Annotated in this window: 28 protein-coding genes and 1 pseudogene; 16 read left to right on the forward strand and 13 right to left on the reverse strand. The window is 64.1% G+C overall.

Annotated features, from left to right (window positions below):
• The 3 genes and pseudogenes from M1B34_RS19360 to M1B34_RS19370 form a co-directional block, all read left to right on the forward strand.
• Positions 1 to 425: pseudogene (locus M1B34_RS19360) on the forward strand (ATP-binding cassette domain-containing protein); the annotation flags it as partial.
• 10 nt (positions 426 to 435) lie between these two features.
• On the forward strand, positions 436 to 2907 hold the full coding sequence (locus tag M1B34_RS19365; protein WP_279653366.1) for an ABC transporter permease: 2472 nt from the start codon (positions 436 to 438) through the stop codon (positions 2905 to 2907).
• Positions 2897 to 3979, forward strand: a complete 1083-nt coding sequence (locus tag M1B34_RS19370) for a lipocalin-like domain-containing protein (RefSeq protein WP_268265985.1) — start codon at positions 2897 to 2899, stop codon at positions 3977 to 3979. Before M1B34_RS19365 ends, M1B34_RS19370 begins: the two co-directional genes overlap by 11 nt.
• Positions 3980 to 4204: 225 nt before the next feature.
• On the opposite strand, the gene M1B34_RS19375 is transcribed toward M1B34_RS19370, so the two are convergent.
• The 9 genes from M1B34_RS19375 to M1B34_RS19415 form a co-directional block, all read right to left on the reverse strand.
• Positions 4205 to 4516, reverse strand: coding sequence for a hypothetical protein (locus tag M1B34_RS19375; protein WP_268265986.1), 312 nt, complete (start codon positions 4514 to 4516; stop codon positions 4205 to 4207).
• Positions 4513 to 4755: a hypothetical protein gene (locus tag M1B34_RS19380; RefSeq protein ID WP_268263958.1), complete on the reverse strand. Its 243-nt coding sequence runs from the start codon at positions 4753 to 4755 to the stop codon at positions 4513 to 4515. Before M1B34_RS19380 ends, M1B34_RS19375 begins: the two co-directional genes overlap by 4 nt.
• Positions 4752 to 5222, reverse strand: a complete 471-nt coding sequence (locus M1B34_RS19385; RefSeq protein WP_268263959.1) for an SMI1/KNR4 family protein — start codon at positions 5220 to 5222, stop codon at positions 4752 to 4754. Before M1B34_RS19385 ends, M1B34_RS19380 begins: the two co-directional genes overlap by 4 nt.
• Positions 5223 to 5309: 87 nt before the next feature.
• Positions 5310 to 5690 carry a hypothetical protein gene (locus tag M1B34_RS19390; protein ID WP_268265987.1) on the reverse strand — a complete coding sequence of 127 codons (381 nt, stop codon included), beginning with the start codon at positions 5688 to 5690 and terminating at the stop codon, positions 5310 to 5312.
• Positions 5687 to 6067 (reverse strand): hypothetical protein, encoded by a 381-nt coding sequence (locus tag M1B34_RS19395; RefSeq protein WP_268265988.1) that lies wholly within the window; start codon positions 6065 to 6067, stop codon positions 5687 to 5689. Before M1B34_RS19395 ends, M1B34_RS19390 begins: the two co-directional genes overlap by 4 nt.
• Positions 6064 to 6333: a DUF3349 domain-containing protein gene (locus M1B34_RS19400; protein WP_123331303.1), complete on the reverse strand. Its 270-nt coding sequence runs from the start codon at positions 6331 to 6333 to the stop codon at positions 6064 to 6066. Before M1B34_RS19400 ends, M1B34_RS19395 begins: the two co-directional genes overlap by 4 nt.
• A gap of 36 nt (positions 6334 to 6369) precedes the next feature.
• Positions 6370 to 6708, reverse strand: coding sequence for a DUF7668 domain-containing protein (locus M1B34_RS19405; protein ID WP_268265989.1), 339 nt, complete (start codon positions 6706 to 6708; stop codon positions 6370 to 6372).
• Between the two features lie 95 nt (positions 6709 to 6803).
• Positions 6804 to 7094, reverse strand: a complete 291-nt coding sequence (locus M1B34_RS19410) for an addiction module antidote protein (protein ID WP_123331307.1) — start codon at positions 7092 to 7094, stop codon at positions 6804 to 6806.
• Entirely contained in the window at positions 7095 to 7388 is a 294-nt protein-coding gene (locus tag M1B34_RS19415; RefSeq protein WP_123331309.1) for a type II toxin-antitoxin system RelE/ParE family toxin, read from the reverse strand.
• Between the two features lie 361 nt (positions 7389 to 7749).
• On the opposite strand from M1B34_RS19415, the gene M1B34_RS19420 reads away from it, so the two are divergent.
• Entirely contained in the window at positions 7750 to 8427 is a 678-nt protein-coding gene (locus tag M1B34_RS19420; protein WP_268265990.1) for an SMI1/KNR4 family protein, read from the forward strand.
• A 173-nt stretch (positions 8428 to 8600) separates the two neighbouring features.
• Positions 8601 to 9719, forward strand: coding sequence for a diguanylate cyclase (locus tag M1B34_RS19425; protein WP_268265991.1), 1119 nt, complete (start codon positions 8601 to 8603; stop codon positions 9717 to 9719).
• Positions 9720 to 9792: 73 nt separating this feature from the next.
• Here M1B34_RS19425 and M1B34_RS19430 read toward each other — a convergent pair whose 3' ends face one another.
• Positions 9793 to 10659, reverse strand: coding sequence for a LysR family transcriptional regulator (locus tag M1B34_RS19430; RefSeq protein ID WP_268265992.1), 867 nt, complete (start codon positions 10657 to 10659; stop codon positions 9793 to 9795).
• Positions 10660 to 10754: 95 nt separating this feature from the next.
• Here M1B34_RS19430 and M1B34_RS19435 point away from each other — a divergent pair, with 95 nt between their 5' ends.
• From M1B34_RS19435 to cobF, 3 genes are all read left to right on the forward strand, one after another.
• Positions 10755 to 11324, forward strand: coding sequence for a DUF4865 family protein (locus M1B34_RS19435; RefSeq protein WP_268265993.1), 570 nt, complete (start codon positions 10755 to 10757; stop codon positions 11322 to 11324).
• An 81-nt stretch (positions 11325 to 11405) separates the two neighbouring features.
• Positions 11406 to 11984 (forward strand): histidine phosphatase family protein, encoded by a 579-nt coding sequence (locus M1B34_RS19440; RefSeq protein ID WP_268266014.1) that lies wholly within the window; start codon positions 11406 to 11408, stop codon positions 11982 to 11984.
• 76 nt (positions 11985 to 12060) lie between these two features.
• The gene (gene cobF / locus M1B34_RS19445) at positions 12061 to 12816 is read left to right on the forward strand and encodes a precorrin-6A synthase (deacetylating) (RefSeq protein ID WP_268265994.1); all 756 of its coding nucleotides are present in this window, start codon (positions 12061 to 12063) and stop codon (positions 12814 to 12816) included.
• A 43-nt stretch (positions 12817 to 12859) separates the two neighbouring features.
• On the opposite strand, the gene ftrA is transcribed toward cobF, so the two are convergent.
• The gene (gene ftrA / locus M1B34_RS19450) at positions 12860 to 13837 is read right to left on the reverse strand and encodes a transcriptional regulator FtrA (protein ID WP_268265995.1); all 978 of its coding nucleotides are present in this window, start codon (positions 13835 to 13837) and stop codon (positions 12860 to 12862) included.
• Positions 13838 to 13938: 101 nt separating this feature from the next.
• Between ftrA and M1B34_RS19455 the strand changes: the two genes are divergently transcribed.
• The 5 genes from M1B34_RS19455 (at position 13939) to M1B34_RS19475 (ending at position 17933) form a co-directional block, all read left to right on the forward strand.
• Positions 13939 to 14373: a rhodanese-like domain-containing protein gene (locus tag M1B34_RS19455; RefSeq protein WP_268265996.1), complete on the forward strand. Its 435-nt coding sequence runs from the start codon at positions 13939 to 13941 to the stop codon at positions 14371 to 14373.
• Between the two features lie 321 nt (positions 14374 to 14694).
• A complete protein-coding gene (locus M1B34_RS19460; RefSeq protein WP_123331329.1) occupies positions 14695 to 15474 on the forward strand; it encodes an ABC transporter substrate-binding protein in 780 nt (259 codons plus the stop codon).
• A 101-nt stretch (positions 15475 to 15575) separates the two neighbouring features.
• The gene (locus M1B34_RS19465) at positions 15576 to 16688 is read left to right on the forward strand and encodes a M14 family metallopeptidase (RefSeq protein WP_268265997.1); all 1113 of its coding nucleotides are present in this window, start codon (positions 15576 to 15578) and stop codon (positions 16686 to 16688) included.
• A 30-nt stretch (positions 16689 to 16718) separates the two neighbouring features.
• A complete protein-coding gene (locus tag M1B34_RS19470; protein ID WP_268265998.1) occupies positions 16719 to 17138 on the forward strand; it encodes a hypothetical protein in 420 nt (139 codons plus the stop codon).
• A 78-nt stretch (positions 17139 to 17216) separates the two neighbouring features.
• A complete protein-coding gene (locus M1B34_RS19475; protein ID WP_268265999.1) occupies positions 17217 to 17933 on the forward strand; it encodes an alpha/beta hydrolase in 717 nt (238 codons plus the stop codon).
• A gap of 6 nt (positions 17934 to 17939) precedes the next feature.
• Here M1B34_RS19475 and M1B34_RS19480 read toward each other — a convergent pair whose 3' ends face one another.
• Positions 17940 to 18518: a DcrB/PsbP domain-containing protein gene (locus tag M1B34_RS19480; RefSeq protein ID WP_268266000.1), complete on the reverse strand. Its 579-nt coding sequence runs from the start codon at positions 18516 to 18518 to the stop codon at positions 17940 to 17942.
• 131 nt (positions 18519 to 18649) lie between these two features.
• Positions 18650 to 19405: a hypothetical protein gene (locus M1B34_RS19485; RefSeq protein WP_268266001.1), complete on the reverse strand. Its 756-nt coding sequence runs from the start codon at positions 19403 to 19405 to the stop codon at positions 18650 to 18652.
• Between the two features lie 428 nt (positions 19406 to 19833).
• Here M1B34_RS19485 and folE point away from each other — a divergent pair, with 428 nt between their 5' ends.
• Genes folE through M1B34_RS19500 form a run of 3 tightly spaced genes read left to right on the forward strand, consistent with a single transcriptional unit; the run spans position 19834 to position 21474 of the window.
• Positions 19834 to 20394, forward strand: coding sequence for a GTP cyclohydrolase I FolE (folE, locus tag M1B34_RS19490; protein WP_123331340.1), 561 nt, complete (start codon positions 19834 to 19836; stop codon positions 20392 to 20394).
• A complete protein-coding gene (locus M1B34_RS19495; RefSeq protein WP_259740367.1) occupies positions 20395 to 20922 on the forward strand; it encodes a chalcone isomerase family protein in 528 nt (175 codons plus the stop codon).
• A 24-nt stretch (positions 20923 to 20946) separates the two neighbouring features.
• On the forward strand, positions 20947 to 21474 hold the full coding sequence (locus M1B34_RS19500; protein WP_268266002.1) for a DUF3833 domain-containing protein: 528 nt from the start codon (positions 20947 to 20949) through the stop codon (positions 21472 to 21474).
• Positions 21475 to 21525: the final 51 nt, after the last annotated feature.

Genomic DNA, 21525 nt, shown 5'->3' on the forward strand with positions numbered 1-21525 from the left:
GCACGCAAGTGGGGCTGGTGTTCCAGCAGTTCAACTTGATCAGCAGCCTGCGGTCGAAGACAACCTGGGGTTCCAGGCGCGGCTGGCGGGGCGCTTCGATCCCCGCTGGCAAGCACAGTTGGTGGAGCGCCTGGGGCTGGGTGATTTGCTTCAGCGCTACCCCGAACAGCTCTCCGGCGGGCCAGCAGCAGCGGGTGGCCCTGGGTCGGGCCCTGGCGGCGAAACCGGGCCTGCTGCTGGCTGACGAACCCACCGGCAGCCTCGACGAAGCCACGGGCGATCAGGTCCTGCAACTGTTGCTGGAGGTGTTGGCCGACAGCTCCACCAGCCTGTTGATGGTCACCCACAGCCAGCGGGTGGCCAGCCGCCTGGCGCGGACCGTGGTGTTGCAGGGTGGCCGTCTGGCCGCTGTGCAGGAGGCTTGAGGTGCGGGTCATGCGTTGGACCCTCGACGCCTTGCTCAGCCATTGGCGCCAGCACCCGGTGCAGTTTTTCAGTGTGCTGACCGGGCTGTGGCTGGCCACCAGCCTGCTGACCGGGGTCCTGGCGCTGAACAGCCAGGCCCGGGACAGTTATGCCCGGGCCAGCCAACTGCTGGGCGGCGAACCCCAATCCAGCCTGGCCACCGCCAATGGCGCCAACTTTTCCCAAGACCTCTTCATCAGTCTGCGGCGGGCCGGCTGGCCGGTGTCGCCGGTGCTGCAAGGCCGGGTGCAGCTCAAGGGACACCCAGACCAGCGCCTGCAACTGATGGGCATCGAGCCGCTGTCCCTGCCGGCCGGTTCCGCGGTGGCCGGGCAAGCCCTGGACCTTCGCAGCATCGTCGAGTTCTTCAGCCCGCCGGGCAGCACCTGGGTGGCACCGCAAACCTTGCAGGCCCTCGGCTATCAACCGGGTGAGCAACCCCAGGCCCTGGAGGGCCAGCGCTTGCCGCCGTTGCGCAGCCAGGAGGGCATGGCCCCGGGCGTGTTGCTGGTGGACATCGGCTTTGCCCAGGCCGTGCTGGGGCAGCCCGGGCAACTGTCGCGCCTGCTGCTGCCCAGGGAGTTCGCCAGCCAAATGCCGCCGTTGCCCGAGGCCCTTGCGGGGCCGTTGCAACTGCGCCCGGGTACGCAAGACAACGACTTGTCACGGCTCACCGAAAGCTTTCACCTGAACCTCAATGCCTTGGGTTTCCTGTCATTTGTGGTCGGGCTGTTTATCGTCCACGCTGCCATCGGCCTGGCCCTGGAACAGCGTCGTGGCCTGTTGCGCACGGTGCGTGCCTGCGGCGTCAGTGCGCGGATGCTGATCCTGTGCCTGGGGCTGGAATTGGGTGCTCTGGCCCTGTTGGGCGGGGTGGCCGGGGTGGCCAGTGGTTACCTGCTGGCGGCGCTGTTGCTGCCCGACGTGGCCGCCAGCCTGCGCGGTTTGTATGGCGCCGAAGTGGCGGGGCAGTTGAGCCTGAGCCCCTGGTGGTGGCTCAGCGGCATTGGCTTGAGCCTGCTGGGCGCGTTGCTGGCCGGTGCCAACAGCCTGTTGCGTGCCGCACGCTTGCCGTTGCTGGCCCTGGCCAACCCCCAAGCCTGGCATCAAGCCCATGCCCGCTGGCTGCGCCGCCAGGCTTGGGTCGCCGCGCTGGCGGTGGTAGTGGCTGTCACGGCGTGGTGGTTGGGCGACAGCCTGGGCAGCGGCTTTGTGCTGATGGCGGCCTTGTTGCTGGGTGCTGCCCTGGCGCTGCCGGTGTTGCTGAATGCCTTGCTCGGTGGGTTGTTGGGGCGCAGTCGCTCGGTGCTGGGGCAATGGTTTGTCGCCGACTGCCGCCAGCAACTGCCGGCCCTGAGCCTGGCGTTGATGGCGCTGCTGCTGGCCCTGGCGGCCAATATCGGTGCCGGCAGCATGACCGCCGGCTTCCGCGAGACCTTCAACGACTGGCTCGAACAACGCCTGACTGCCGAGCTGTACCTCAACCCGCAAGACCCGGCCCAGGCCCGCGAGCTGCAACAGTGGCTGCCCACTCAGCCGGAGGTGCAGGCAGTGCTGCCCAGTTGGCTGGTGCCGTTGCCATTGCAGGGTTGGCCGGCGGAGCTGTACGGGGTGATCGATCACCCGACCTACCGCCAGCACTGGCCCCTGCTGGAGGCTCTGGGGGACAAGCCCTGGGAGCAACTGGCCGAGGGCGACAGCCTGATGCTCAGCGAGCAGTTGGCGCGCCGGCTCAAAGTGCGCCTCGGTGATCGCTTGCCGATCCCGGTGCCCGACGGCCAATGGGCACCGCAGGTGGTGGGGATCTATGCCGACTACGGCAACCCTAAGGGCCACGTGCTGGTCAACGTCGAGCACCTGTTGCAGCACTGGCCGGGGCTGGCGCCGAGCCGCTTCAACCTGCGGATTGCACCGTCCGCCATCGGGCCTCTGGTTGCCGCCTTGCATCAGCGCTTTGCCCTCGACGACAGCCGCATCGTCGATCAGGCGCAACTCAAGGGCTGGTCGAGCCAAGTCTTCGAGCGCACCTTCGCCGCCACGGCTGCCCTTAACAGCCTGACCCTGGGCGTGGCCGGCGTGGCGCTGTTTATCAGCCTGCTGACCCAGAGCCAGAGCCGCCTTGGCCAGTTGGCGCCGCTGTGGGCCTTGGGCGTGACCCGGCGCCAACTGATGCTGCTCAACCTGGGCCAGACCTGGCTGCTGGCGGTGCTGACCCTGGTGCTGGCGTTGCCCTTGGGTATCGCCCTGGCCTGGTGCCTGGATACGGTGATCAACGTCCAGGCCTTTGGCTGGCGCCTGCCATTGCGGGTGTTCCCCTGGCAGCTCGCGCAGTTGTTGGGCTTGGCGCTGCTGGCCACCTTGCTGGCGTCGGCGTGGCCGCTGTTCAAACTCTACCGCACGCAACCGGTGGACCTGCTGAGGACCTTTGCCGATGAGCGTTGAATGGGCACGGGGCCTGGTTCTGTTACTGCTGCTGGGTTTGAGCGGATGCGATCAGTCGAGCGAACCGCAGCAGGGCTTTGCCGGGTTGGGCAACCAGGCGGCCGAGTTCACTCAGGTGGTGCCCGGTCGGGTATTCAGCTTTCCGGCCGATCACGGCGCCCATGAGGGGTTTCGCATCGAATGGTGGTACCTCACCGCCGATCTGGTGGACCCGAGTGGTCAGCGCTTCGGGGTGCAGTGGACGTTGTTTCGCAGCGCCTTGCGCCCTGGCCCCGAGCAGCCGGGCTGGCATTCGCCGGTGGTGTGGTTGGGGCACGCGGCGGCGACCTCGGCCAGCAGCCACCATGCGGCCGAGCGCTACGCCCGGGGCGGCGTTGGCCAGGCCGGGGTGAGTGCCCAGCCGTTCCAGGCCTGGATCGATGACTGGGGGTTGCGCAGCCTGTCAGCGGCAGGCGACCCCCTTGCGCACCTGCACGTGCAGGCCAACGGGCCGGGGTTCGCTTACCAACTGCAATTGCGCACTCAGCAGCTGCTGGTGCTGCAGGGTGAGCAGGGCTATAGCCGCAAGTCCGAGCAGGGCCAGGCGTCCTATTACTACAGCCAGCCGTTTTTCCAGGCGGCGGGCAGCCTGCAGATCGGTGGCCAGACCTATCAGGTCAGCGGTCCGGCCTGGCTTGATCGCGAGTGGAGCAGCCAGCCCCTGGCGGCCGGGCAGAGTGGCTGGGACTGGTTCTCCCTGCACCTGGACAGTGGCGAGCGGCTGATGCTGTTCCGCGTCCGAGAAAGCACCGGTGCGCACTACATCACCGGCACCTGGATCAGCGCCGACGGGCGAACCCGGACCTTGCACAAGGGGGAGATCGAGCTGTTGCCCTTGGATGTTTCCAAGGTCGAGGGCCGTGAATTGCCCACCCGCTGGCAGTTGAAAATTCCCTCCAAGGGCCTGGACGTCACGACTCAGGCACTCAACCCCAAGGCCTGGATGAACTTGCGCATTCCTTACTGGGAAGGGCCGGTGCACATCAGCGGCAGCCACGGCGGCAGCGGCTACCTGGAAATGACCGGTTATTGAGGCGGCAGCCGAAGAAAAATCCGACCGTCAAACACCCGTTTTTACGGGCTACTCCGAACAATTCTGGCGGGAATTGTGTGCAGTTTTTTTCAGAATCTGGGCAAGGACTTTCCTTGTTCATTCGATTAAAATAGCGCCCGTTCGCCCGGTGCAAAGGCTCTTTACCAGTGCATGGATTGCCGAGGCCATAGCACTGGGCGAACACCTTTTGTGGGGGGCTTGCCCTCAATACTTCACAGTCCGCAATGGACCGATTTTCTCGCTCAACGCTGCCGTAAATTCCCCCTCATCGGCAAACCGCCCCTCTTCGATAAAGCTCAGAAACCACTCGGCCTGCAAGGCTGTGAACACGGCCCACCAGCGTGGCTCGCTGGCCGCGGCCAGGGTTATCACGCTGCCTGCCAGACCATGCCCTTTGCCCTCGGTCAGCATGATGCTGCGGTCTTGCGGGCAGTAGGCAATCTGCTTGGGCCAGTCGGCGTGATGGGGGTATTGGGGGTACAGGTCTTTTTCGGCGATCACGTAGTAGAGCTTCATACGCCGATCACCATGGGCGCGACTTGGCCTTGGCGACAGCGCTCGACGAACGCCAGTGCCGCCTGCGGGTCACGCTGGAACTGCTCGAAGGCGGCAGCGTCCAGCTCGAAGTAGTGGTCGAACTCGATCAGGCACCCGTTGGGGCGCAACGGCATCGACACATAGGTCCTGCCCGACTCCGTTTCGATGCCGATGCAAAACTGCTCGACGCGGTTGATGAACACATCGTGATAGGTCATGGGTGCTCTCGGTAATCAATGGATTGGCCCAGCAGGAAGTGCAGGAAGCCCCTATCGTCGAGGGGGCTCCAGCTGTCGTTGTCGTGCAGGTAGATCGACACCTGAGGCAGGCAATGGCCCTTGCTGATGGGAAAGCCATAGAGGTCGCCACAGCCATTGTCGGAAAACACCACATGCGCCCCACGCAAATGGGCGCACTGCTGGTTGCGCTGGATCAGGTTGAAATCACTGGCTTCATCCAGCGAGTAGACGATGCCCAGCCCGAAGTAGCCGCCACCGTAGCGGCTGATGAAACTCAGATAGTCCTCGGGCAGCAGGCAGTTCAACTGCTGCTGGGCATGCTCGATCTGGCCGGCGCTTGGCGGCTGGTCCGGCTCCAGCGCGAACCAGATCGGTTGCTCCTGGCGTGCGCTGTCGATGAGACGGTTGAAGTGCTCAAAACGGTTCGGTGGTGGCGCAGTGGTCATTTCGGTTCTGGACATGGTCTGGTGGGTTGGGCCCGTGGCGATAAGTGGGTGGCGTGGCGCTATGGCGTGACTGTCACGGGCTGATGGTCAGTCGCCTGACCAAGTTGCCGCCTCAGGTTGGCTGGCCCGCTCGCAGTGGTAGCTGCCGGCAATGACGCTCAGCACCGGGCGAGCGCTCCAGGCACAGATAAAGCTGTAGCTGTGGGGGCTTGATGTCAGTTCCTGTGGATCGACCTGGGCCATTAACAGGGGCATGGCAGCCATACTCAATTCGGCGATCTGCGAGCCCTCGGCGCCCAGGCTCTGGAACGCCACCAGGTCGTTGAAGGACAGCACCCATGGCTGCTCCTGCCAGTCGATGAATTCAACCCGCAAAAGCCCGGGGCGGCTACCGATGCCTTGGATGCTACCGTCGACCACCGAGAACGACGCGTCTGGCTGGAGGGGGGGTTGTGATGGCCGGTTCATCGTTCAACTCCATGCAGGGTCAGGTCCTGGGCGACCAGTTCGACCCATCCCGTATGGGCCTCTGTGTGGGGCTGGAGGCTGATCAGGACGATAGAGCCATGCAGGTTGAGCACGGCTGTGCCATCCGCTTCCAGGGCCACCAGCTCGGCGCACAGGTGCAGCCCATCAGCCTGCACGTTCAGGCTGGCGCTGTGGCGCTGAGTTGGCTTCAGGTTGTGCCCCCAACGGAATTCATCATCGAGGTCGAGCTCGACTTCGCACCAGGTGTCGACTGAAGGCAGTGGGCCTGACCAGTTGGCTTCGCCCGTACCGCACGCGCTGAAAAAGCTGACCCGTGGTGGGGTGGATGGGTGGATCTGCAAGAGGCGAACGTTCATGGCTGCAAACACAGGCTGGAAAGACCGTGGGATTGCAGGTGCTGTTGCACACGCGCCACCTGCGAAGCGTCGGGTTTGTGCGTGCTGCACGCGCGGTAAATATCGTTGAGCACCCGGTGCGCATCCCGGCCGCTGATCGCGGCAACCAGCTCGGCCAGATTGCGGTCGGAAAAGTGCTCGTAGAGCAAGGCCAGCAGCGGCAGGTAATCCCCATCGGGCAGGCCCTGTGGGTAGGCGGCATGGAGCATGTTCAGACTGCTTTGCATGGGGGGAACACCTCGCGTCGGGCCATGACCATCGGCTTAAAGCACACGCAGGTCATGCAGGTGCAACAGGCCGTCATCGCCCTGGAACAGCACCTCCAGGGACAGGGTCAGGTCGCTCAGGCCTTCCTCCGCCGTCCACAGCGGTACATCCAGATGCAGGCCCGAACCATCCTTGTAGGGGTAGGCCTCGATGCTGTCCATAAAGGTCGGGGGAGGGCTGATCAGCTTGGCGCCGTATTCGCTTAGGCGTCGCTGCAGGTCGTCTGCGTGTAGCCGGCCCAGCCAGCCTTCGGTGGCGATTTTTGTGTAGTCAGCCGCGACCAGTGCGTCGATCAGCTCGCGGATCTGCTGTTGCAGAGGGGGGGCGACGTCCATGGTCCAGTCCCTGTCAGGTGAGCGCGGAGCCTGAATTGATGCGGTGTTTTTTACAAGCCGGTGGCAGGCTTTTTTATCTGCAGCCAGGCCACCGATCAGGCATGGGGTACATGGGTGCGCAGTTCAATTCCCAGGGCACGCATGACCTTGAGTACGGTGTCGAAGCGCGGCTTGGCACCGGGAGCGAAGGTTTTGTACAGGCTGGCGCGGCCCAGGCCCGAGTCGCGGGAAACCTGGGCCATGCCCCGTGCTCGGGCGACGTGGCCCAGGGCTCGCAGCAGTTCATCGGTATCGCCGTCGGCGAGGATCTGGGACAGGTACTCGCTGATGGCCTCGTCACTGTCGAGCAGGGTGGCGATGTCGAAGGGAATCAGTGTGTCAGCCATTTAAAACTCCTTTGCCAGGGCCCGGGCTTTTTGGATATCGGCGGCTTGGGTGGCCTTGTTGCCGCCCTGCAGCAGAATGATCAGCCAGGTGCCACGCCGGATGAAATAAATGCGGTAGCCGGCGCTGATATCTACACGCATTTCACAGAGTTCGCCGCCCAGGGCTTTGACGTCGCCGAGGTTGCCCGCCGCCGCACGTTCAAGACGCCGTGCGATGGCGATCCGGGCCCGCAGATCGCGAAGCGAGGAGTGCCAGCGCGCAAAGACGGGCGTCTGCTGGAGGGTGTAGTTCATGGTGGAGTGTATCCATATGGAGACTTATTACAATGCCGTCGTGCAACTGATCCGACTGGCGGTCCATGGCGAATGCCTGGCTATCAGGTAAGCAGCAGAGGGGGAGGAGGGGGCGCGATTTTCGTATCGGAATGTTGAGTGGGCGACATTAGTCGGGGGATTGAAGTGGGCCAAAGGTGAAGAGCGACAGCCCGTGGGAGGCGTTTTCACCCGGGTCATTTAATGCAGCGCTTTGCGTTTACTCTAAAATGCCTTCGAATGTTTGTAGCATCAGCCTCAAGTCAAAAGCCGTCGGCCCCACTTGCCCACGATTACGGGCGGTGCCGATAGGGCATTAGCGAATTTTCCAGAGCGAGTGCGCATGAGTGATTTTCAACCGTTGGCCCAATCTTGCGGCATAGCGTTGCCGGATGTGTTTGTCCGCCTGTTGGCGGATGGCAAGACCCGCTACGGCAAAGACCGCGCTGATTGGCAGAAAGAGTGGCGCAACTACAGCTTGTCGGCGCAGCCCGCGTTGTCGTGTGTCTATGACCTAGAGTGGATCGATGCTCAGGAGGCCGCTGAGTTTGTCGAGCAATGGCTCAATCCGGCCTATCAGAATGGACGGCGCTTTTTGCCCTTTGCGCAATCAGGTGCCGGTGATGCGTATTGCTTGACGCCCATGGCCGACGGGCAAATGGGCGTGGCTTTTATCTGGCATGACCAAACGTTCAGCGAAGTGGAAAGCCTGTCCTTCGCTGAGTTCGTGTATCGGTTGTTGGTGGAGTCCGCGAGGGACGTTGAGCACCAGCTTGAAAGCGATTTTGACCTGAGCGATGCCCGGCAGTGTGTGATCGCCAACCTGCGATTGTTTGATGGCTACCTGCCGGAACCCTTGCGCACGGGCCTGGAGCGGGTGCGGGTGCTGATTGAGCAACGGGAGGCAGATTCACCGGCCTTGATCAGTGCCGAGGAAGCCAGGGTGGCGTTGGCCGTGCTGCCGCCGAGCGTTGTCGAGAAGGTGTCGATAACCGCCTCCTGGGAGTGCGAGCCGAGCTGAAGGCTTCGGGTCTGTTTGCCTTGACGCCTTTGTCGGCTGGACAAGCCGCCAAGGGCGTGGTTCAGCCCTATTGAGCCGCTCAGTCAGGTGCCGGACCGTTGCAATAAAACAGTCTTCGGCCAGTGATGGCTATTTGATCGTGCGCTGATAGACTGCCTAGCACTATCCCCTTCATGCTTTTCTCTCCGCACAGTTTCAACGGAGGAGCCTTGGGCCCTGCGCAGTACAGCAAAGGCAAAGGACTGTCATTGGCCAGGAGGCTATATAAATCGCGCATTCTGGGCCTTAGCCTGGGACTGATTTGTGTCGCGGCCGGTCTTTACCCCTTGCATCCTCCCGCTTGGCTGTGGGGGCTCATGTTGTTCAACGCCTTCATCTGGCCCCATGTGGCTTATCAATGGGCGCGTCGGGCGCGGGTGCCGTTCTGGGCTGAGCATCGCAATCTGCTGGTGGACTCCTTGATGGGCGGCTTCTGGGTCGCGGCCATGCAGTTCAATCCGCTGCCCCTGGCTACCACCTTGGGGATGATGGCGATGCACAACGTCGCCATTGGCGGCATGCGTTTCTTTTTGTTCGGTTCGCTGGCCCAGGCCTTGGGCATCGGCATATCCCTGCTGCTGTTCCCCGTGACCTCGGTGCCCGACACCACGCCGCTGCAGTTGTACGCCTGCCTGCCGATGTTGACCCTGTACCCGCTGGTGCTGGGCTACATCTGCTACCAGCAGGCCTTCACCCTGGGCCGGCATAAACGTGAATTGCTGGCGCTGAGTCGCACCGACAGCCTGACCGGGTTGCTCAACCATGGTGCCTGGAAAGACCAGTTGGACATCGAGTTCCAGCGTTGCAAGCGCCAGCAGCAGGGCGGGGCGATCGCCCTGATCGATATCGATCACTTCAAGGTCATCAACGACACCTACGGCCATGTGGCGGGGGACATCGTGCTGCGCCAGTTGAGCAAGATCCTTCGGCAGAACCTGCGGGTCAGCGACCTGGCCGGGCGTTATGGCGGCGATGAGTTCTGCGTGATTTTGCCGGATGTGCCCATTGCCCATGCGGCGCAGTTGATGGAAGCGCTGCGGGACCGGTTCAGCGCGCTGGGCTATGAGCAAAACCCCGCATTGCAGGTCAGCCTGAGCATTGGCCTGGCGGCGTTCGACCCCCAGCATGGGGATGCCCTGGGCTGGCTGAATGACGCCGACCTGGCCTTGTACGAGGCCAAGAGCACGGGACGCAACAAGGTCGCCTATCGGCCTTGGGATGAACAGTCGCTGCGGCTGATGACCTCACACTGACGCCACGCCGCCCTGGCTGGTGTTGGTGCCCTCTACGTTGATTCCCCTGGTTTCCCCTCCATCAGCAGCGCAGTTAGCGCACCAGGCTGCCGCGGAACGCTGCGCTCAGGGCACGTAAGGTGGCCTGGGTCCGGGCATCGCCGGCACGGGTATGAAGCACGATTTCAGTCAGCGGCAGGCTCGGCAGGCCCAGGCGTTCGCCCACTTCCACGGCGCCGCTCGGTGCCACGCGGTGGGCCAGGGCGGCCACCCCCAGCCCGGCACTCACCGCTGCGCCCACGGCCATCACGCCACCTCCGATAAACACTTCGCGCCAGGCCACTGTGGCGGCGTCCAGCACCTGCACTGCCAGTTGCCGTACGCCACAAGGTGCGGCCAGGGTCGCCAGGGGCAGGGGCGCCTCCGGCGAATGCTGCCAGTGGGGGGCGGCAAACCAGCCCATGGGCTCGGCCACCAGCACTTCGCCGTCCTGCCGGGCCCCCTCGTTGCGCACGATGGCGGCGTCCAGTTCATGGCGGTCGAAGGCCGCGGTCAGCTCCCGGGACGCGGCGATGCGCACTTCGATCAGCAACAAGGGGTCGTACGTGGCGATGCGCCCCAGCATGTGCGGCAGATCGGGCCCGGCCACATGGTCGCTGATGCCGATCACCAGGCGCCGTTTCGGCGCCGCCTGCAGATGGCCCAGGGCCCGCTCATGGGCGCGCAGCAACTCGCGGGCGGCGACGATAAAAGTCTCGCCTTCTGCAGTCAGGCGCACATGACGCGGCGTGCGTTCGAGTAGCCGGTAGCCCAGGCGTTCCTCCAGGCGCTTGAGTTTGAGGCTGATGGCCGCCTGGGAGGTGTCCAGGGCCTGGGCGGCCCGGGTGAAACTGGCGAAGTCGGCGATCAGGACAAAGGCCTGCACGGTGTCGAGGTCCAGGGGCTTGGCGGGCTCAGACATAGCAATCTCTTATCGCAGATATATTTGGCGATATCTTGTTGTAATCATCAGGGCTGCGCAAGCTGGCAACACCTTCCGTGCACTGGAGCACTGCCATGTTTGCCAAACAGTATTCTCACCGCTTGCCCGCCGATTACGACATGGGCCTGATCCGCCGTCGGGCGGCAGAACGGGGGCCGTTGTGGGACCAGGTCCCGGGTTTGCTGTTCAAGGTCTTCGCCGGCCAGGAGCGGGGTGTACACGGCGCGGTGCACAACGGTTATGCGTCGATTTACCTGTGGGCTGATCCCTCAGCAGCGGGGGCGTTCCTGATGGGCCCGGGGTTTCAGGGGGTGATCGATTCATTTGGCCGCCCGGTGATTGAGTCCTGGCTGCCGCTGGACTGGCGTCGTGGCCCGGCGACGCAAGCCCGGGTGCTGTACCGCGAGAGTTACGACATCGATCCGCAGGCCGATCGAACCCAACTGCTGGCCGAGGAACAGCAACGCAACCAGGCCATCGCCGCCGACCCAGAGACCTTTGCGGTGTTCGTGGCCCTGGACCTGCAAGTCTGGCGATTGCTGCGCTTTACCTTGTCGTCCGGAGCGCCGGTTCCTGCTCACGGGGTCGAACACTATGAAGTGCTGTACCTGGCGCAGCCCGGGCTCAAGGCGGTCGCAGGCTGACACGGCAGGCTGGGAAACGGGCATCGACCCGTGCTACAAACCCCGCCTCAACCCTGGCTGTCCTTTATCGAGAACCCCCCTGTGCAGGCGACCCGCTTGACCCTGATGTGCCACGGCCGGACCGCCGCCCAGAAGCGTGCCTGTTTCCCCCTGGATGAGCCGCTGGACATGCCCTGGTCAACCCCCAAGGGCAGCCGCGCTGGGCAGTTCAAGGGCACGCCGCGCCTGCTGTGCGGGCCTGAACTCAGGGCCCGGCAGACCGCCGAGCTGTTTGCCGGGCCGGCGACCATCGTTCCAGCCCTGCGGGACCTCGACCTGGGCTGCTGGCAGGGGCAGGGCCTCGATCAGGTGCAACAACAGCAGCCCGATGCCTTGCAGGCCTGGCTTGATGACAGCGCTGCGGCGCCCCACGGCGGTGAGTCCTTGCTGCAACTCCAGGCGCGCCTTGCGCAGTGGTTACAGGAAGTCTCTGCGCAGCCTGGGCATCTGCTGGCCATCACCCATCCCTGGGTGATCCGGGTGGCGCTGGCCCAGGTGCTGAATTGCCCGTTGCACAGCTGCCGGCAGATGGACGTGGAGCCGCTGTCGAGCCTGGAATTGCGCTTCAATGGGGGGTGGCGGTTGCGCCTGCAAGCCAACAACGAGGATGTGCAGGGTTGAACCGACGCTGACGCAAACCATGCTGACTCAGCCCCCTGGCCCCACCGATCACGACCCGCCCCGAGAGCCTGTCCCCATGAAAACCCTTCTGATCATCGGCATTGGTGCCGGCAACCCCGACCACATCACCGTGCAGGCGATCAAGGCGTTGAATCGCAGCCAGGTGATTTTCCTGATGGACAAGGGTGCCCGTAAGGACTCGTTGGTCGACCTGCGCCGCGAGCTGTGTCGGCAGCACATCGCCGGCGGCGACTACCGGTTTGTCGAGGCGCCCAGCCCCGAGCGCGAGCGTGGGGAGGTGGACTATCAGAGCAGCGTCGAGGCCCTCAACCTCGCTAAGCAGCAACTGTTCGAGCGGCTGATAAATGAAGAACTGGCGGACGGTGAGACCGGGGCTTTCCTGGCCTGGGGCGACCCGGCGCTGTACGACAGCACGATCCGCATTCTCCAGGGGCTCCTCGCGGCGGGGCAGTGCCGGTTCGAGTTCGAGGTGATCCCCGGCATCACCAGCGTCCAGGCCCTGGCGGCGCGGCACCGGGTGCCGTTGAACCGCATCGGCCGTTCCCTGGAAATCACCACCGGGCGCCGTGTGGCTGCGGGCCAGTTCAGTGAGGCCGACAGCCTGGTGGTGATGCTCGATGCCGAGGACGCTTACCAGCACCTGCGTGGCCAGGATTGGGATATTTTCTGGGGCGCCTACCTGGGCACACCCGAGGAAATCCTGGTGGCCGGTCGCCTCGACGAGGTGGCGGATCAGATCCAGCGCCAGCGCACGGCGGCCCGCGCCGCGAACGGCTGGATCATGGACACGTATCTGCTGCGCAAACCCTAGGCACCGGCTGCGCACATCCTGGGCGCAGCTGCCAGCCTCGGCGCTAGGGGCTGAGGTCAGCGCCGCTTCGGCCGAACCGCTCGCGGTACGCCGATGGCGGCAAGCCCACCACGCTGCGAAAGGCCACACGAAAACTCTCCACCGAGCGATAACCGCAACGCTGGGCGATGTGCTCGGTGGTGTCGGTGCCACTTTCCAGCAGTTCCCGGGCTCGGGCCAGCCGCTCGTGTTGCAGCCAGGCCTTCGGCGTGGCGCCGGTGGCGTCGCTGAAACGCCGCAGAAGGGTGCGTTCGCTCATCAGCGCCTGGCCGGCCAGGTCGCGCACTTCCAGTGGCTCGTGCAGGTGCTCGCGGGCCCATTGCATGACTCGCGACAAATCGTTGCGCGGCGTGCGCCCCACCGGGGTCGGGATAAATTGCGCCTGGCCGCCGGTGCGTTGCGGTGACATCACCAGGCGCCGGGCCACGCTGTTGGCCACCGCCGTGCCGAAATCCCGGGCCACCAAGTGCAGGCAGGCGTCGATCCCGGCCGCGCTGCCGGCCGAGGTGATCAGTTGCCCGGAGTCGACATAGAGCACATCCGGGTCCACCCGAATCTTCGGAAAGCGCTCGGCCAGTTCGTCGGTGTAGCGCCAATGGGTGGTGGCGCCCAGGCCATCGAGCAAACCGCTGGCGGCCAGGGCAAACACCCCGGAGCAGATCGACAGCAGCCGCGCACCGCGCTGGTGAGCCCGCTGCAGGGCCTCGATCAGCAGGGGCGGCAAGGGCTCGCTGCGGCTGCGCCAGCCGGGGATGATTATCGTCTGCGCCTGCTCCAGCAGGTCCAGGCCGCCATCGGCCAACACCTGGATGCCACCGGTGGCGCGCATCGGGCCACTGTCCACGGCGACGATGCAATGCCGGTACCAGGGGAAATCGAACTCCGGCCGCGGCAGGCCGAAGATCTCCACAGCAATGCCGAATTCAAAGGTGCAGAGGCCGTCATAGGCCAGGATGGCGACCAAACCGGGGGCAGTGTGCATTTGGCGGAAAGTTACCAGTCAATGTCTGGGCCGCCACTGTAGCGCCAGGTGCGCAGCGGATAAAGTCCTTCCCAGCCCTTATCGACTCCTGGAGAGCGCCCATGACCAGCCTGGTCCGTGATATTCCCGCCGCCCCTTCGGCCATTGCCCTGATGCATTTTTCCAACCGCCTGACCTTCGAGACCGATTGTTCCGACGTACACGCTAGCCAAGCCGCCGGGGAGGTGGATTTTGTCCTGGTGGACGTGCGCGGCCCTGACGCGTTCGAGCGCGGGCATGTGCCGGGGGCGATCAATATTCCGACACGGCAGCTTAGCGCCGAGGGCTTGGCGGCCTACCCGCGAGACACCTTGTTTGTGGTGTATTGCGCCGGGCCCCATTGCAACGGGGCGAACAAGGCGGCGGTGAAACTGGCCGCGCTGGAGTACCCGGTCAAAGAGATGATCGGCGGCGTCACGGGCTGGCTGGATGAAGGCTTTGCCTTGACCACCAATGTGCTGCGCGAGCAACCCGTCACCTTGGCCTGCGATTGCTGAGCGGTCACTGCTTGATAGTGCGCGGACCGTTGACGACGGTCCGCGTGTGACGCTCCAACGTTCAAGGGTTTTCAACGAGACTCGCGGGTCGGATTTCGGCCGCCAACGTGCACCCTTTGGTGGCGATCCGCGGGGTTTTTACTGGCTTTTGCAACGAACCGGGGCAGGGTTTTCGGCGCGCGCGCGAGGTCATGGATTTTTTATAAGTATTTGTCGCATCAACATAATTTCATTCCTGGGGGCGCCTCTAGACTGCTGGCCACTTCGCTGCTCAGGCAGTCGAAACCAGCCAATAAAAACCTCCGCCCCTTGGAGTTATAAATGAACAAGTTCGCGCTGTTCGGTGCCCTGGCACTGTCCCTGTTTTCCCTGACCGCCACCGCTGACGAGGCCAAGCCGATCCGCATCGGTATCGAAGCCGGCTACCCGCCGTTCTCGATGAAAACCTCCGACGGCAAACTCACCGGTTTCGACGTCGACCTGGGCGACGCCCTGTGTGAGCAGATGAAGGTCAAATGCACCTGGGTCGAGCAAGAGTTCGACGGCCTGATTCCGGCGCTGAAAGTGAAGAAGATCGACGCCATCCTGTCGTCCATGACCATCACCGACGACCGCAAGAAGAACGTCGACTTCACCATCAAGTACTACCACACCCCTGCGCGCTTCGTGATGAAGGCCGGTTCGACCGTCAAAGACCCGCTGACCGAACTCAAGGGCAAGAAAGTCGGTGTGCTGCGTGCCAGTACCCACGACCGCTTCGCCACTGAAGTGCTGGCCCCGGCCGGGATCAACCTGGTGCGCTACGGCTCCCAGCAGGAAGCCAACCTGGACATGCTCGCCGGTCGCGTCGATGCCTTGCTGGCCGACTCGGTCAACCTCGACGACGGTTTCCTGAAAACCGACGCCGGCAAAGGATTTGCCTTTGTAGGCCCTGAGTACAACGATCCGAAATACTTCGGCGGCGGTGCCGGCATTGCGGTGCGCAAGGGTGACACGGCCCTGGCGGAGCAATTCAACAAGGCCATCACCGACATCCGTGCCAACGGCAAGTACAAGCAAGTGCAAGACAAGTACTTCGATTTCGACGTCTACGGCGAGTAATTCCCTCGTTGTAAAAAGGTGGCCACGGTTGACCCGTTGGCCACCTTTTTTGTGCCTCAGTGTTTTATCCTGCGCCACGCTTTTTTTACCCGGGAGCCCCCATGCAACGCATCGACCATTCTCTGCCCTGGAGTCACCTGGGCAGCCAGCGCCAGCTCAGCGTGTTCCGTTTCGGCAGCGGCCAGCGCAAGGTGTACATCCAGGCCAGCCTGCACGCCGATGAGCTGCCGGGCATGCGCACCGCCTGGGAACTCAAGCAACGCCTGGCCGAGCTGGAGACACGCGGGCAATTGCAGGGGGTGATCGAACTGGTGCCGGTGGCCAACCCCATTGGCCTCGACCAGCATGTGCAAGGCAGCCACCTGGGACGTTTCGAGTTGGGCAGCGGCAAAAACTTCAACCGCGCCTTCGTCGAACTCAGCGGCCCGGTGGGCGACCTGATCGGCGCGCAACTGGGCAGCGACGCGGCCGCCAACATCGTCCTGATTCGCCACGCCATGGGCCAGGTCCTGGACGGGCTGCCAGCCCCGGGGTCGCAGTTGGAAGCCCTGCACCGGCTGTTGCTGCGCCACGCCTGCGACGCCGATATCACCCTCGACCTGCACTGTGATTTCGAGGCAGCGATCCACCTGTACGCACTGCCCCAGCACTGGCCGCAATGGCAATCCCTGGCGGCACGGCTCAAGGCCGGGGTGGCTTTGCTGTGCGAGGACTCGGGCGGCAGTTCGTTCGATGAATCCTGCTCTTCGCCCTGGTTGCGCCTGGCCCGGGACTTTCCCAAGGCGGCGATCCCGCCGGCCAACCTGGCCACGACCCTGGAACTGGGCAGCATGGGCGACACCCGGGTCGAGCAGGCGCGGGCCAACAGCGAGGCAATCCTCGGTTTTCTTGCGGAGCAGGGGTTTATCACCGGTGATTGGCCAGCCGCGCCCGAACACTGTTGCGAAGGCATGCCGTTCGAGGGCACCGAGTATCTGTTTGCGCCGCACCACGGCGTGGTCAGCTTCCTGCGGGACGCCGGAGAATGGGTGGAGCAGGGCGATGCCCTGTTCGAAGTGGTGGACCCGCTCAGCGATCAGGTCAGCACCGTGCGCGCCGGCACCGCGGGGGTGCTCTTTGCCCTGGATCGCGGACGCTACACCCAGCCGGGCACCTGGCTGGCCAAGGTCGCCGGACGCGACGCGATACGGGCCGGCAAGCTGATCAACGACTGACCCCCGGCCTCACCCCCAAGGATGGAACCCATGAACCGTGTTGCCCTGAGACAAAGCGCCCTGACCTGCATGGTGCTGCTGATTGTGTTTCCGCAAACCCTGATGGCCGTGTCGGCGGGGCTGATGGGGCTGCAAGCGGCCCTGAATGGCCTGGCCCGCGACCCCGTTGCCGCCTTGGGGTTGCTGTTGATGGTGCTGGCCTGCTGGTACGGCGTGCTCAGTGGCTGGATCGTCTATTTCCACCTGATGAGCGCGCAGCCGCTGTTCGAGCACAAACGTCGCTGGGCCCTGGGCTTGTGGTGCGGCATTGGCGTTTCGGTGCTGCTGATGTTCGGCGCCTACCTGCCCGTGGGCTTCAGCCCCCTGGTGATGGGCCCCGGGGTCATGGTCGCGATGGTGTTGCTGCTGTTGATGCGCCGGGCGCCGTACCAGACCTGGCCAACGGGCTGATCGAATCGCTCCTGGGTTCAGCCGCGCGTCGAGTGTTAGGCTCTGGCCTGGTCTTTTTCAGCCCTCAAGGAGCCCCCTATGATCCGCTGTCTAGCGCTCTTGGCGCTGCTCGCCGCGCCGGTTGTCCAGGCGCAGGCGCCGCTGCACGACGACCTGCCTTTGCGTTACCTGGAGCAGGCCGACAACCCGGCGCCCCACCAGCCTTTGGTGATTTTTCTTCACGGTTATGGCAGTAACGAAGAAGACCTGTTCGGCCTTCGGGAAGGCTTGCCGAGGGGCTATAACTACCTGTCGGTGCGGGCGCCGCTGACCCTGGAAGAGGGCAGTTACCAGTGGTTTCGACGTAAAGGCGACGGGCCTTATGACGGCGTGACCGAGGACCTGGCCGACAGCACCCGGGTGCTGGGAAGCTTTGTCGAGAAAGCCGCCGCCAAGTACCACGCCACGGCCGACAAGGTGTTCCTGGTGGGCTTCAGCCAGGGGGCGATGATGTCTTATCAACTGGCGCTGCGACAGCCCCAGGCGGTACGCGGGATCGCCGCCTTGAGTGGCAAGGTGCTGCCGGTGCTGCGCGCGGAACTCAAGGCCCGGCCGGCGCTGACGCAACTGGCGATCTTTATCGGTCATGGCACCAACGACTCACTGGTGCCCTACAGCGATGGCGTCGAGGCCAACAGCCTGCTACGGGCGCTGGGGCTGCAACCCCAGTGGCAGGTGTACCCGGGCATGGGCCACGGTATCAACGCGGCCGAGGTCCAGGACCTGGCCCGTTGGCTTCAGGCCCTCAACCCCTAGGCGGGGTTATTGACCGAGGATCTGCTTCATCAGGGTTTCATGGCCGGCCTTGTCGCCGGCCCGGGAAATCACCTGGATCACCATCATTTTGTTGCCCGAACCGGCCAGCAGGGTGGAGTTCAGGGTCAGGCCGCCGCCCATGCTTGCGGTGCTGTCGATCTGCCGTACGCCCAGGCTTTTGACGCGCATGCTTTTTTCGCTCTGCTTGCTGAAGTCCGGCAGGGCGGCGGCCTGTTGCGAGAGAAAACCCGCCACCGCGCCATCGAGGAAGACGCTGTCGTTGTCTTCGACCTGCTGGCCGTTAGGCAGCGTGTTATGCGCAGCGATCACCACGGTCTTGGTCGTGGCGTTGGAGTACAGGGTGCCGCTGGCGCCGGCGGTGCCACTGGCCTCGTCGCCGGCCCCCAGCGTGGAAGCGGTGAAGCCCTTGGGCAGGGTGAAGCTGAACTTGCCATTGAGCATCGAGATGTTTTGCGCCGCAGGGGTCTTGCTGCTTTTCTTGTCCGCCGCCTGGGCGCTCATGGCGCCGAAACCGGCCAGTGCCGCGAGGATCAGGACTGCGGCGTGTTTGCCGAACAATGACATGGGGAAGGGCTCCAGGGTGGTCGCGAAAGGCGCGCATCATCCCATGGCCGTGATTGAGCGCTCCAGTGGGATTTGTGCCTTCGGATAAAAAGCCGCCCCATCTAAACCGCCTGTGCCCCAGGCCCGAGTGCTTAGGCGCGGCCTGCCAGCAAGCGCTTGCTGATGCCCAGCACCGCCATCGACACCAGCACTGCCACGACAAAGGCCACCAGCCCCAGGTGTGGCAACGCCAGGGCCAGCACCAGGCAAAACGCCGCGAACGAATATAGCCCGGTGGCCAGGGCCCGCAACAGCACGGTGGTAAAGGCTGGGCCATGGCGTTGATGGGAGAACACCGCAAGCACGCTGCCCAGCACCGGGAACACCGCTAGCAGGCCGCTCCACTGTTGGCCCACAGTGCTCGCCAGCCAGGTCACGGCCAGGGTCAGCAGGGCCCCGGCGAACATGCGGTATGGCAGTTTGTCGGAGCCCGGGCCAGGGCTCACGGCAAGCGTGCCCACGGCGGGAAACAGGCGCGGCGCGAGGATCAGCGCCGACAGGGCGCAGACGACGGAAAACCCCAGGGACGTCGGCACTTGGGCAATCGCTGTGGCCAACAACGCCCAGACCAGGATGGCGACCGCCAGGGCTCCCGGCCAGGCCAGGTGTTGTGCCGCCCGGGCGTAGGCGACGCTAAAGGCGACCATGGCAAACAGTGCCGACAAGGCCGCGACCGCCGCCTGGGCGGCGAAGTCCTGGCCTTGTTCCAGGGCCAGGAACAACAGGATCGGCCCCACCACCACAGGCAGTCCCGCGAGCCAGCCGGCGACACTCGGGCCCCAGCGCCGGTTGGCGAGGGCAATCAGCCAGAGAAACCCGGGAACCGTCAGCAGTTTTACAAGCAGCACGGGATCAGACCTGAAGGAGGAGGTTGGCAAAACTAGCATCCAATCGCGGTGTTGGCGCGTATGTCTTGCAAGACGCTCCCGGAGGACGGGCGGGCTTGGTTTTTTCTTGTACAGGAATTTTGTCGTTGGGCAGGTATTCAGTCGGATATGTACAGGTTTTTGCAATTTCAAGCGCTATATCGCTTAAAAAATTGTACAAGATCTGTTTTTGCGTATAGGTTTTTACCCAGGGAACAGCGAGCTCGCCTTTACCGGGATCAACTCCCCGACCTGCGTTGTGCTGTTCCCCCGGTTTTGGACCTGAGGCCACGCCCGAGCACTGCCCGGGCACGGTCAGACGAGCAATCGACCGCCTCAGGTCCACTTTGCTACCCCCTTTGCAGCGCTCACCTGCCGAGCGCTGCAACCGCCTTTCGGATGACCCTGTAATGAGTGACCTGCTGCCAGAACACTATCGCGAGATCCTTTCCGGCGTTGGCGAAGACCCCGCTCGCGAGGGCCTGCGCGACACCCCGCAGCGCGCCGCCAAGGCCATGCGCTACCTGTGCAACGGCTACCACAAGAGCCTGGAAGAGGTGGTCAACGGCGCGCTGTTCAGCTCCACCAGCGACGAGATGGTGATCGTCCAGAACATCGAGCTGTACTCCTTGTGCGAGCATCACCTGCTGCCTTTTATCGGCCAGGCCCATGTGGCCTACCTGCCCACCGGCAAGGTGCTGGGGCTGTCCAAGGTGGCGCGCATCGTCGACATGTACGCCCGCCGCCTGCAGATCCAGGAAAACCTCACCCGGCAGGTCGCTGAGGCCATTCAGGAGGTCACCCGGGCCGCCGGTGTGGCCGTGGTGATCGAGGCGCGGCACATGTGCATGATGATGCGCGGCGTGGAGAAGCAGAATTCGCTGATGAACACCTCGGTGATGCTGGGCGCGTTCCGCGAATCGAGCAGCACCCGCCAGGAATTCCTGCAACTGATCAGAAGGCAGCCCTAAGTGCAGCGCCCACCGCTGACGGCCCTGCGCCGTGCGCTCTGGCTCCTGGTGCTGCTCAGCGCCACGGCATCGGCCGGCTGGCAGGCGACCTTGCCCAACGCACGGGTGGTGGGCAGCGGTGAATTTACCTGGTTCGGTTTCAAGGTTTACCAGGCGCGGCTGTGGAGCTCGGCGGCGCCCCTGGCGGCCGATACGCCGTTTGCCCTGGAACTGACCTACCAGCGCAAGATCAGCCGCGACGACCTGGTGCAAACCAGCCTGGATGAGATCCAGCGCCTGTCGGGCCCGGCGGTCAGCGCGGCCCAGCTCAGCGACTGGCGGGCGCAGATGCAGCGTTCGTTTGTCGACGTGGTGCCGGGGCGGATCATTACTGGGGTGTTTCTGCCCGGGCGTGGCGCGCAGTTCTTCGTCGACCAGACCTTGCAGCACGAAGTGAAGGACCCGGCGTTCGCCCAGGCGTTTTTCGCCATCTGGCTCGACCCGCGCACCCGCAACCCGGAATTACGCGCCCGGTTGCTCGGGCAATAACCGCCTTTATCGAGGAGTTTGCTGATGTTCAAGACATGGATCTTGCTGCTATGCGCCGCGTTGCTGTCCGGCTGTGCGGGCGTTGAGGTGAGCCAGTACCGTGAGCAGACCCCAGCACTTGAACTGCGTCAGTTCTTCACGGGGCGGGTCGAGGCCTGGGGCATGTTCCAGAAGCGCTCGGGGGAGGTGATCAAGCGGTTCCATGTGCAGATCAACAGCCGCAGCGAGGGCGACCGTTTCATCATGCATGAGGACTTCACCTACAGCGACGGCACCCGCCAGACCCGTGTCTGGACCTTGCGCCCCGACGGTCCGGGGCGCTGGCGCGGCACTGCCGACGACGTGGTCGGCGAGGCCGAGGGCGAAGTGGCCGGCAATGCCTTGCGCTGGCGCTATGTGTTGAACCTGCCGGTGGACGGCAAGATCTACCAGGTGCACTTCGACGATTGGATGTTCCTGCTGGATGAAAACACCTTGGCCAATCGCTCCTACATGACCAAGTTCGGCTTCGAGCTGGGCCAGGTCACCCTGTTCTTCCGCAAGCAGCCTTGAGCGGGCAGGGGCGCCGCTTGGGCGGCGTGGCACGGTGAATTTTCCGGCTTG

Source organism: Pseudomonas morbosilactucae, assembly GCF_023241715.1.
Classification (GTDB): domain Bacteria; phylum Pseudomonadota; class Gammaproteobacteria; order Pseudomonadales; family Pseudomonadaceae; genus Aquipseudomonas; species Aquipseudomonas morbosilactucae.

Bases quoted from the DNA above. Each gene is read 5' to 3' on its own strand.
- M1B34_RS19365 (WP_279653366.1), top strand. From the start codon at position 436: ATGCGTTGGACCCTCGACGCCTTGCTCAGCCATTGGCGCCAGCACCCG.
- M1B34_RS19370 (WP_268265985.1), top strand. From the start codon at position 2,897: ATGAGCGTTGAATGGGCACGGGGCCTGGTTCTGTTACTGCTGCTGGGT.
- M1B34_RS19375 (WP_268265986.1), bottom strand. From the start codon at position 4,516: ATGAAGCTCTACTACGTGATCGCCGAAAAAGACCTGTACCCCCAATAC.
- M1B34_RS19380 (WP_268263958.1), bottom strand. From the start codon at position 4,755: ATGACCTATCACGATGTGTTCATCAACCGCGTCGAGCAGTTTTGCATC.
- M1B34_RS19385 (WP_268263959.1), bottom strand. From the start codon at position 5,222: ATGACCACTGCGCCACCACCGAACCGTTTTGAGCACTTCAACCGTCTC.
- M1B34_RS19390 (WP_268265987.1), bottom strand. From the start codon at position 5,690: ATGAACCGGCCATCACAACCCCCCCTCCAGCCAGACGCGTCGTTCTCG.
- M1B34_RS19395 (WP_268265988.1), bottom strand. From the start codon at position 6,067: ATGAACGTTCGCCTCTTGCAGATCCACCCATCCACCCCACCACGGGTC.
- M1B34_RS19400 (WP_123331303.1), bottom strand. From the start codon at position 6,333: ATGCAAAGCAGTCTGAACATGCTCCATGCCGCCTACCCACAGGGCCTG.
- M1B34_RS19405 (WP_268265989.1), bottom strand. From the start codon at position 6,708: ATGGACGTCGCCCCCCCTCTGCAACAGCAGATCCGCGAGCTGATCGAC.
- M1B34_RS19410 (WP_123331307.1), bottom strand. From the start codon at position 7,094: ATGGCTGACACACTGATTCCCTTCGACATCGCCACCCTGCTCGACAGT.
- M1B34_RS19415 (WP_123331309.1), bottom strand. From the start codon at position 7,388: ATGAACTACACCCTCCAGCAGACGCCCGTCTTTGCGCGCTGGCACTCC.
- M1B34_RS19420 (WP_268265990.1), top strand. From the start codon at position 7,750: ATGAGTGATTTTCAACCGTTGGCCCAATCTTGCGGCATAGCGTTGCCG.
- M1B34_RS19425 (WP_268265991.1), top strand. From the start codon at position 8,601: ATGCTTTTCTCTCCGCACAGTTTCAACGGAGGAGCCTTGGGCCCTGCG.
- M1B34_RS19430 (WP_268265992.1), bottom strand. From the start codon at position 10,659: ATGTCTGAGCCCGCCAAGCCCCTGGACCTCGACACCGTGCAGGCCTTT.
- M1B34_RS19435 (WP_268265993.1), top strand. From the start codon at position 10,755: ATGTTTGCCAAACAGTATTCTCACCGCTTGCCCGCCGATTACGACATG.
- cobF (WP_268265994.1), top strand. From the start codon at position 12,061: ATGAAAACCCTTCTGATCATCGGCATTGGTGCCGGCAACCCCGACCAC.
- ftrA (WP_268265995.1), bottom strand. From the start codon at position 13,837: ATGCACACTGCCCCCGGTTTGGTCGCCATCCTGGCCTATGACGGCCTC.
- M1B34_RS19455 (WP_268265996.1), top strand. From the start codon at position 13,939: ATGACCAGCCTGGTCCGTGATATTCCCGCCGCCCCTTCGGCCATTGCC.
- M1B34_RS19460 (WP_123331329.1), top strand. From the start codon at position 14,695: ATGAACAAGTTCGCGCTGTTCGGTGCCCTGGCACTGTCCCTGTTTTCC.
- M1B34_RS19465 (WP_268265997.1), top strand. From the start codon at position 15,576: ATGCAACGCATCGACCATTCTCTGCCCTGGAGTCACCTGGGCAGCCAG.
- M1B34_RS19470 (WP_268265998.1), top strand. From the start codon at position 16,719: ATGAACCGTGTTGCCCTGAGACAAAGCGCCCTGACCTGCATGGTGCTG.
- M1B34_RS19475 (WP_268265999.1), top strand. From the start codon at position 17,217: ATGATCCGCTGTCTAGCGCTCTTGGCGCTGCTCGCCGCGCCGGTTGTC.
- M1B34_RS19480 (WP_268266000.1), bottom strand. From the start codon at position 18,518: ATGTCATTGTTCGGCAAACACGCCGCAGTCCTGATCCTCGCGGCACTG.
- folE (WP_123331340.1), top strand. From the start codon at position 19,834: ATGAGTGACCTGCTGCCAGAACACTATCGCGAGATCCTTTCCGGCGTT.
- M1B34_RS19500 (WP_268266002.1), top strand. From the start codon at position 20,947: ATGTTCAAGACATGGATCTTGCTGCTATGCGCCGCGTTGCTGTCCGGC.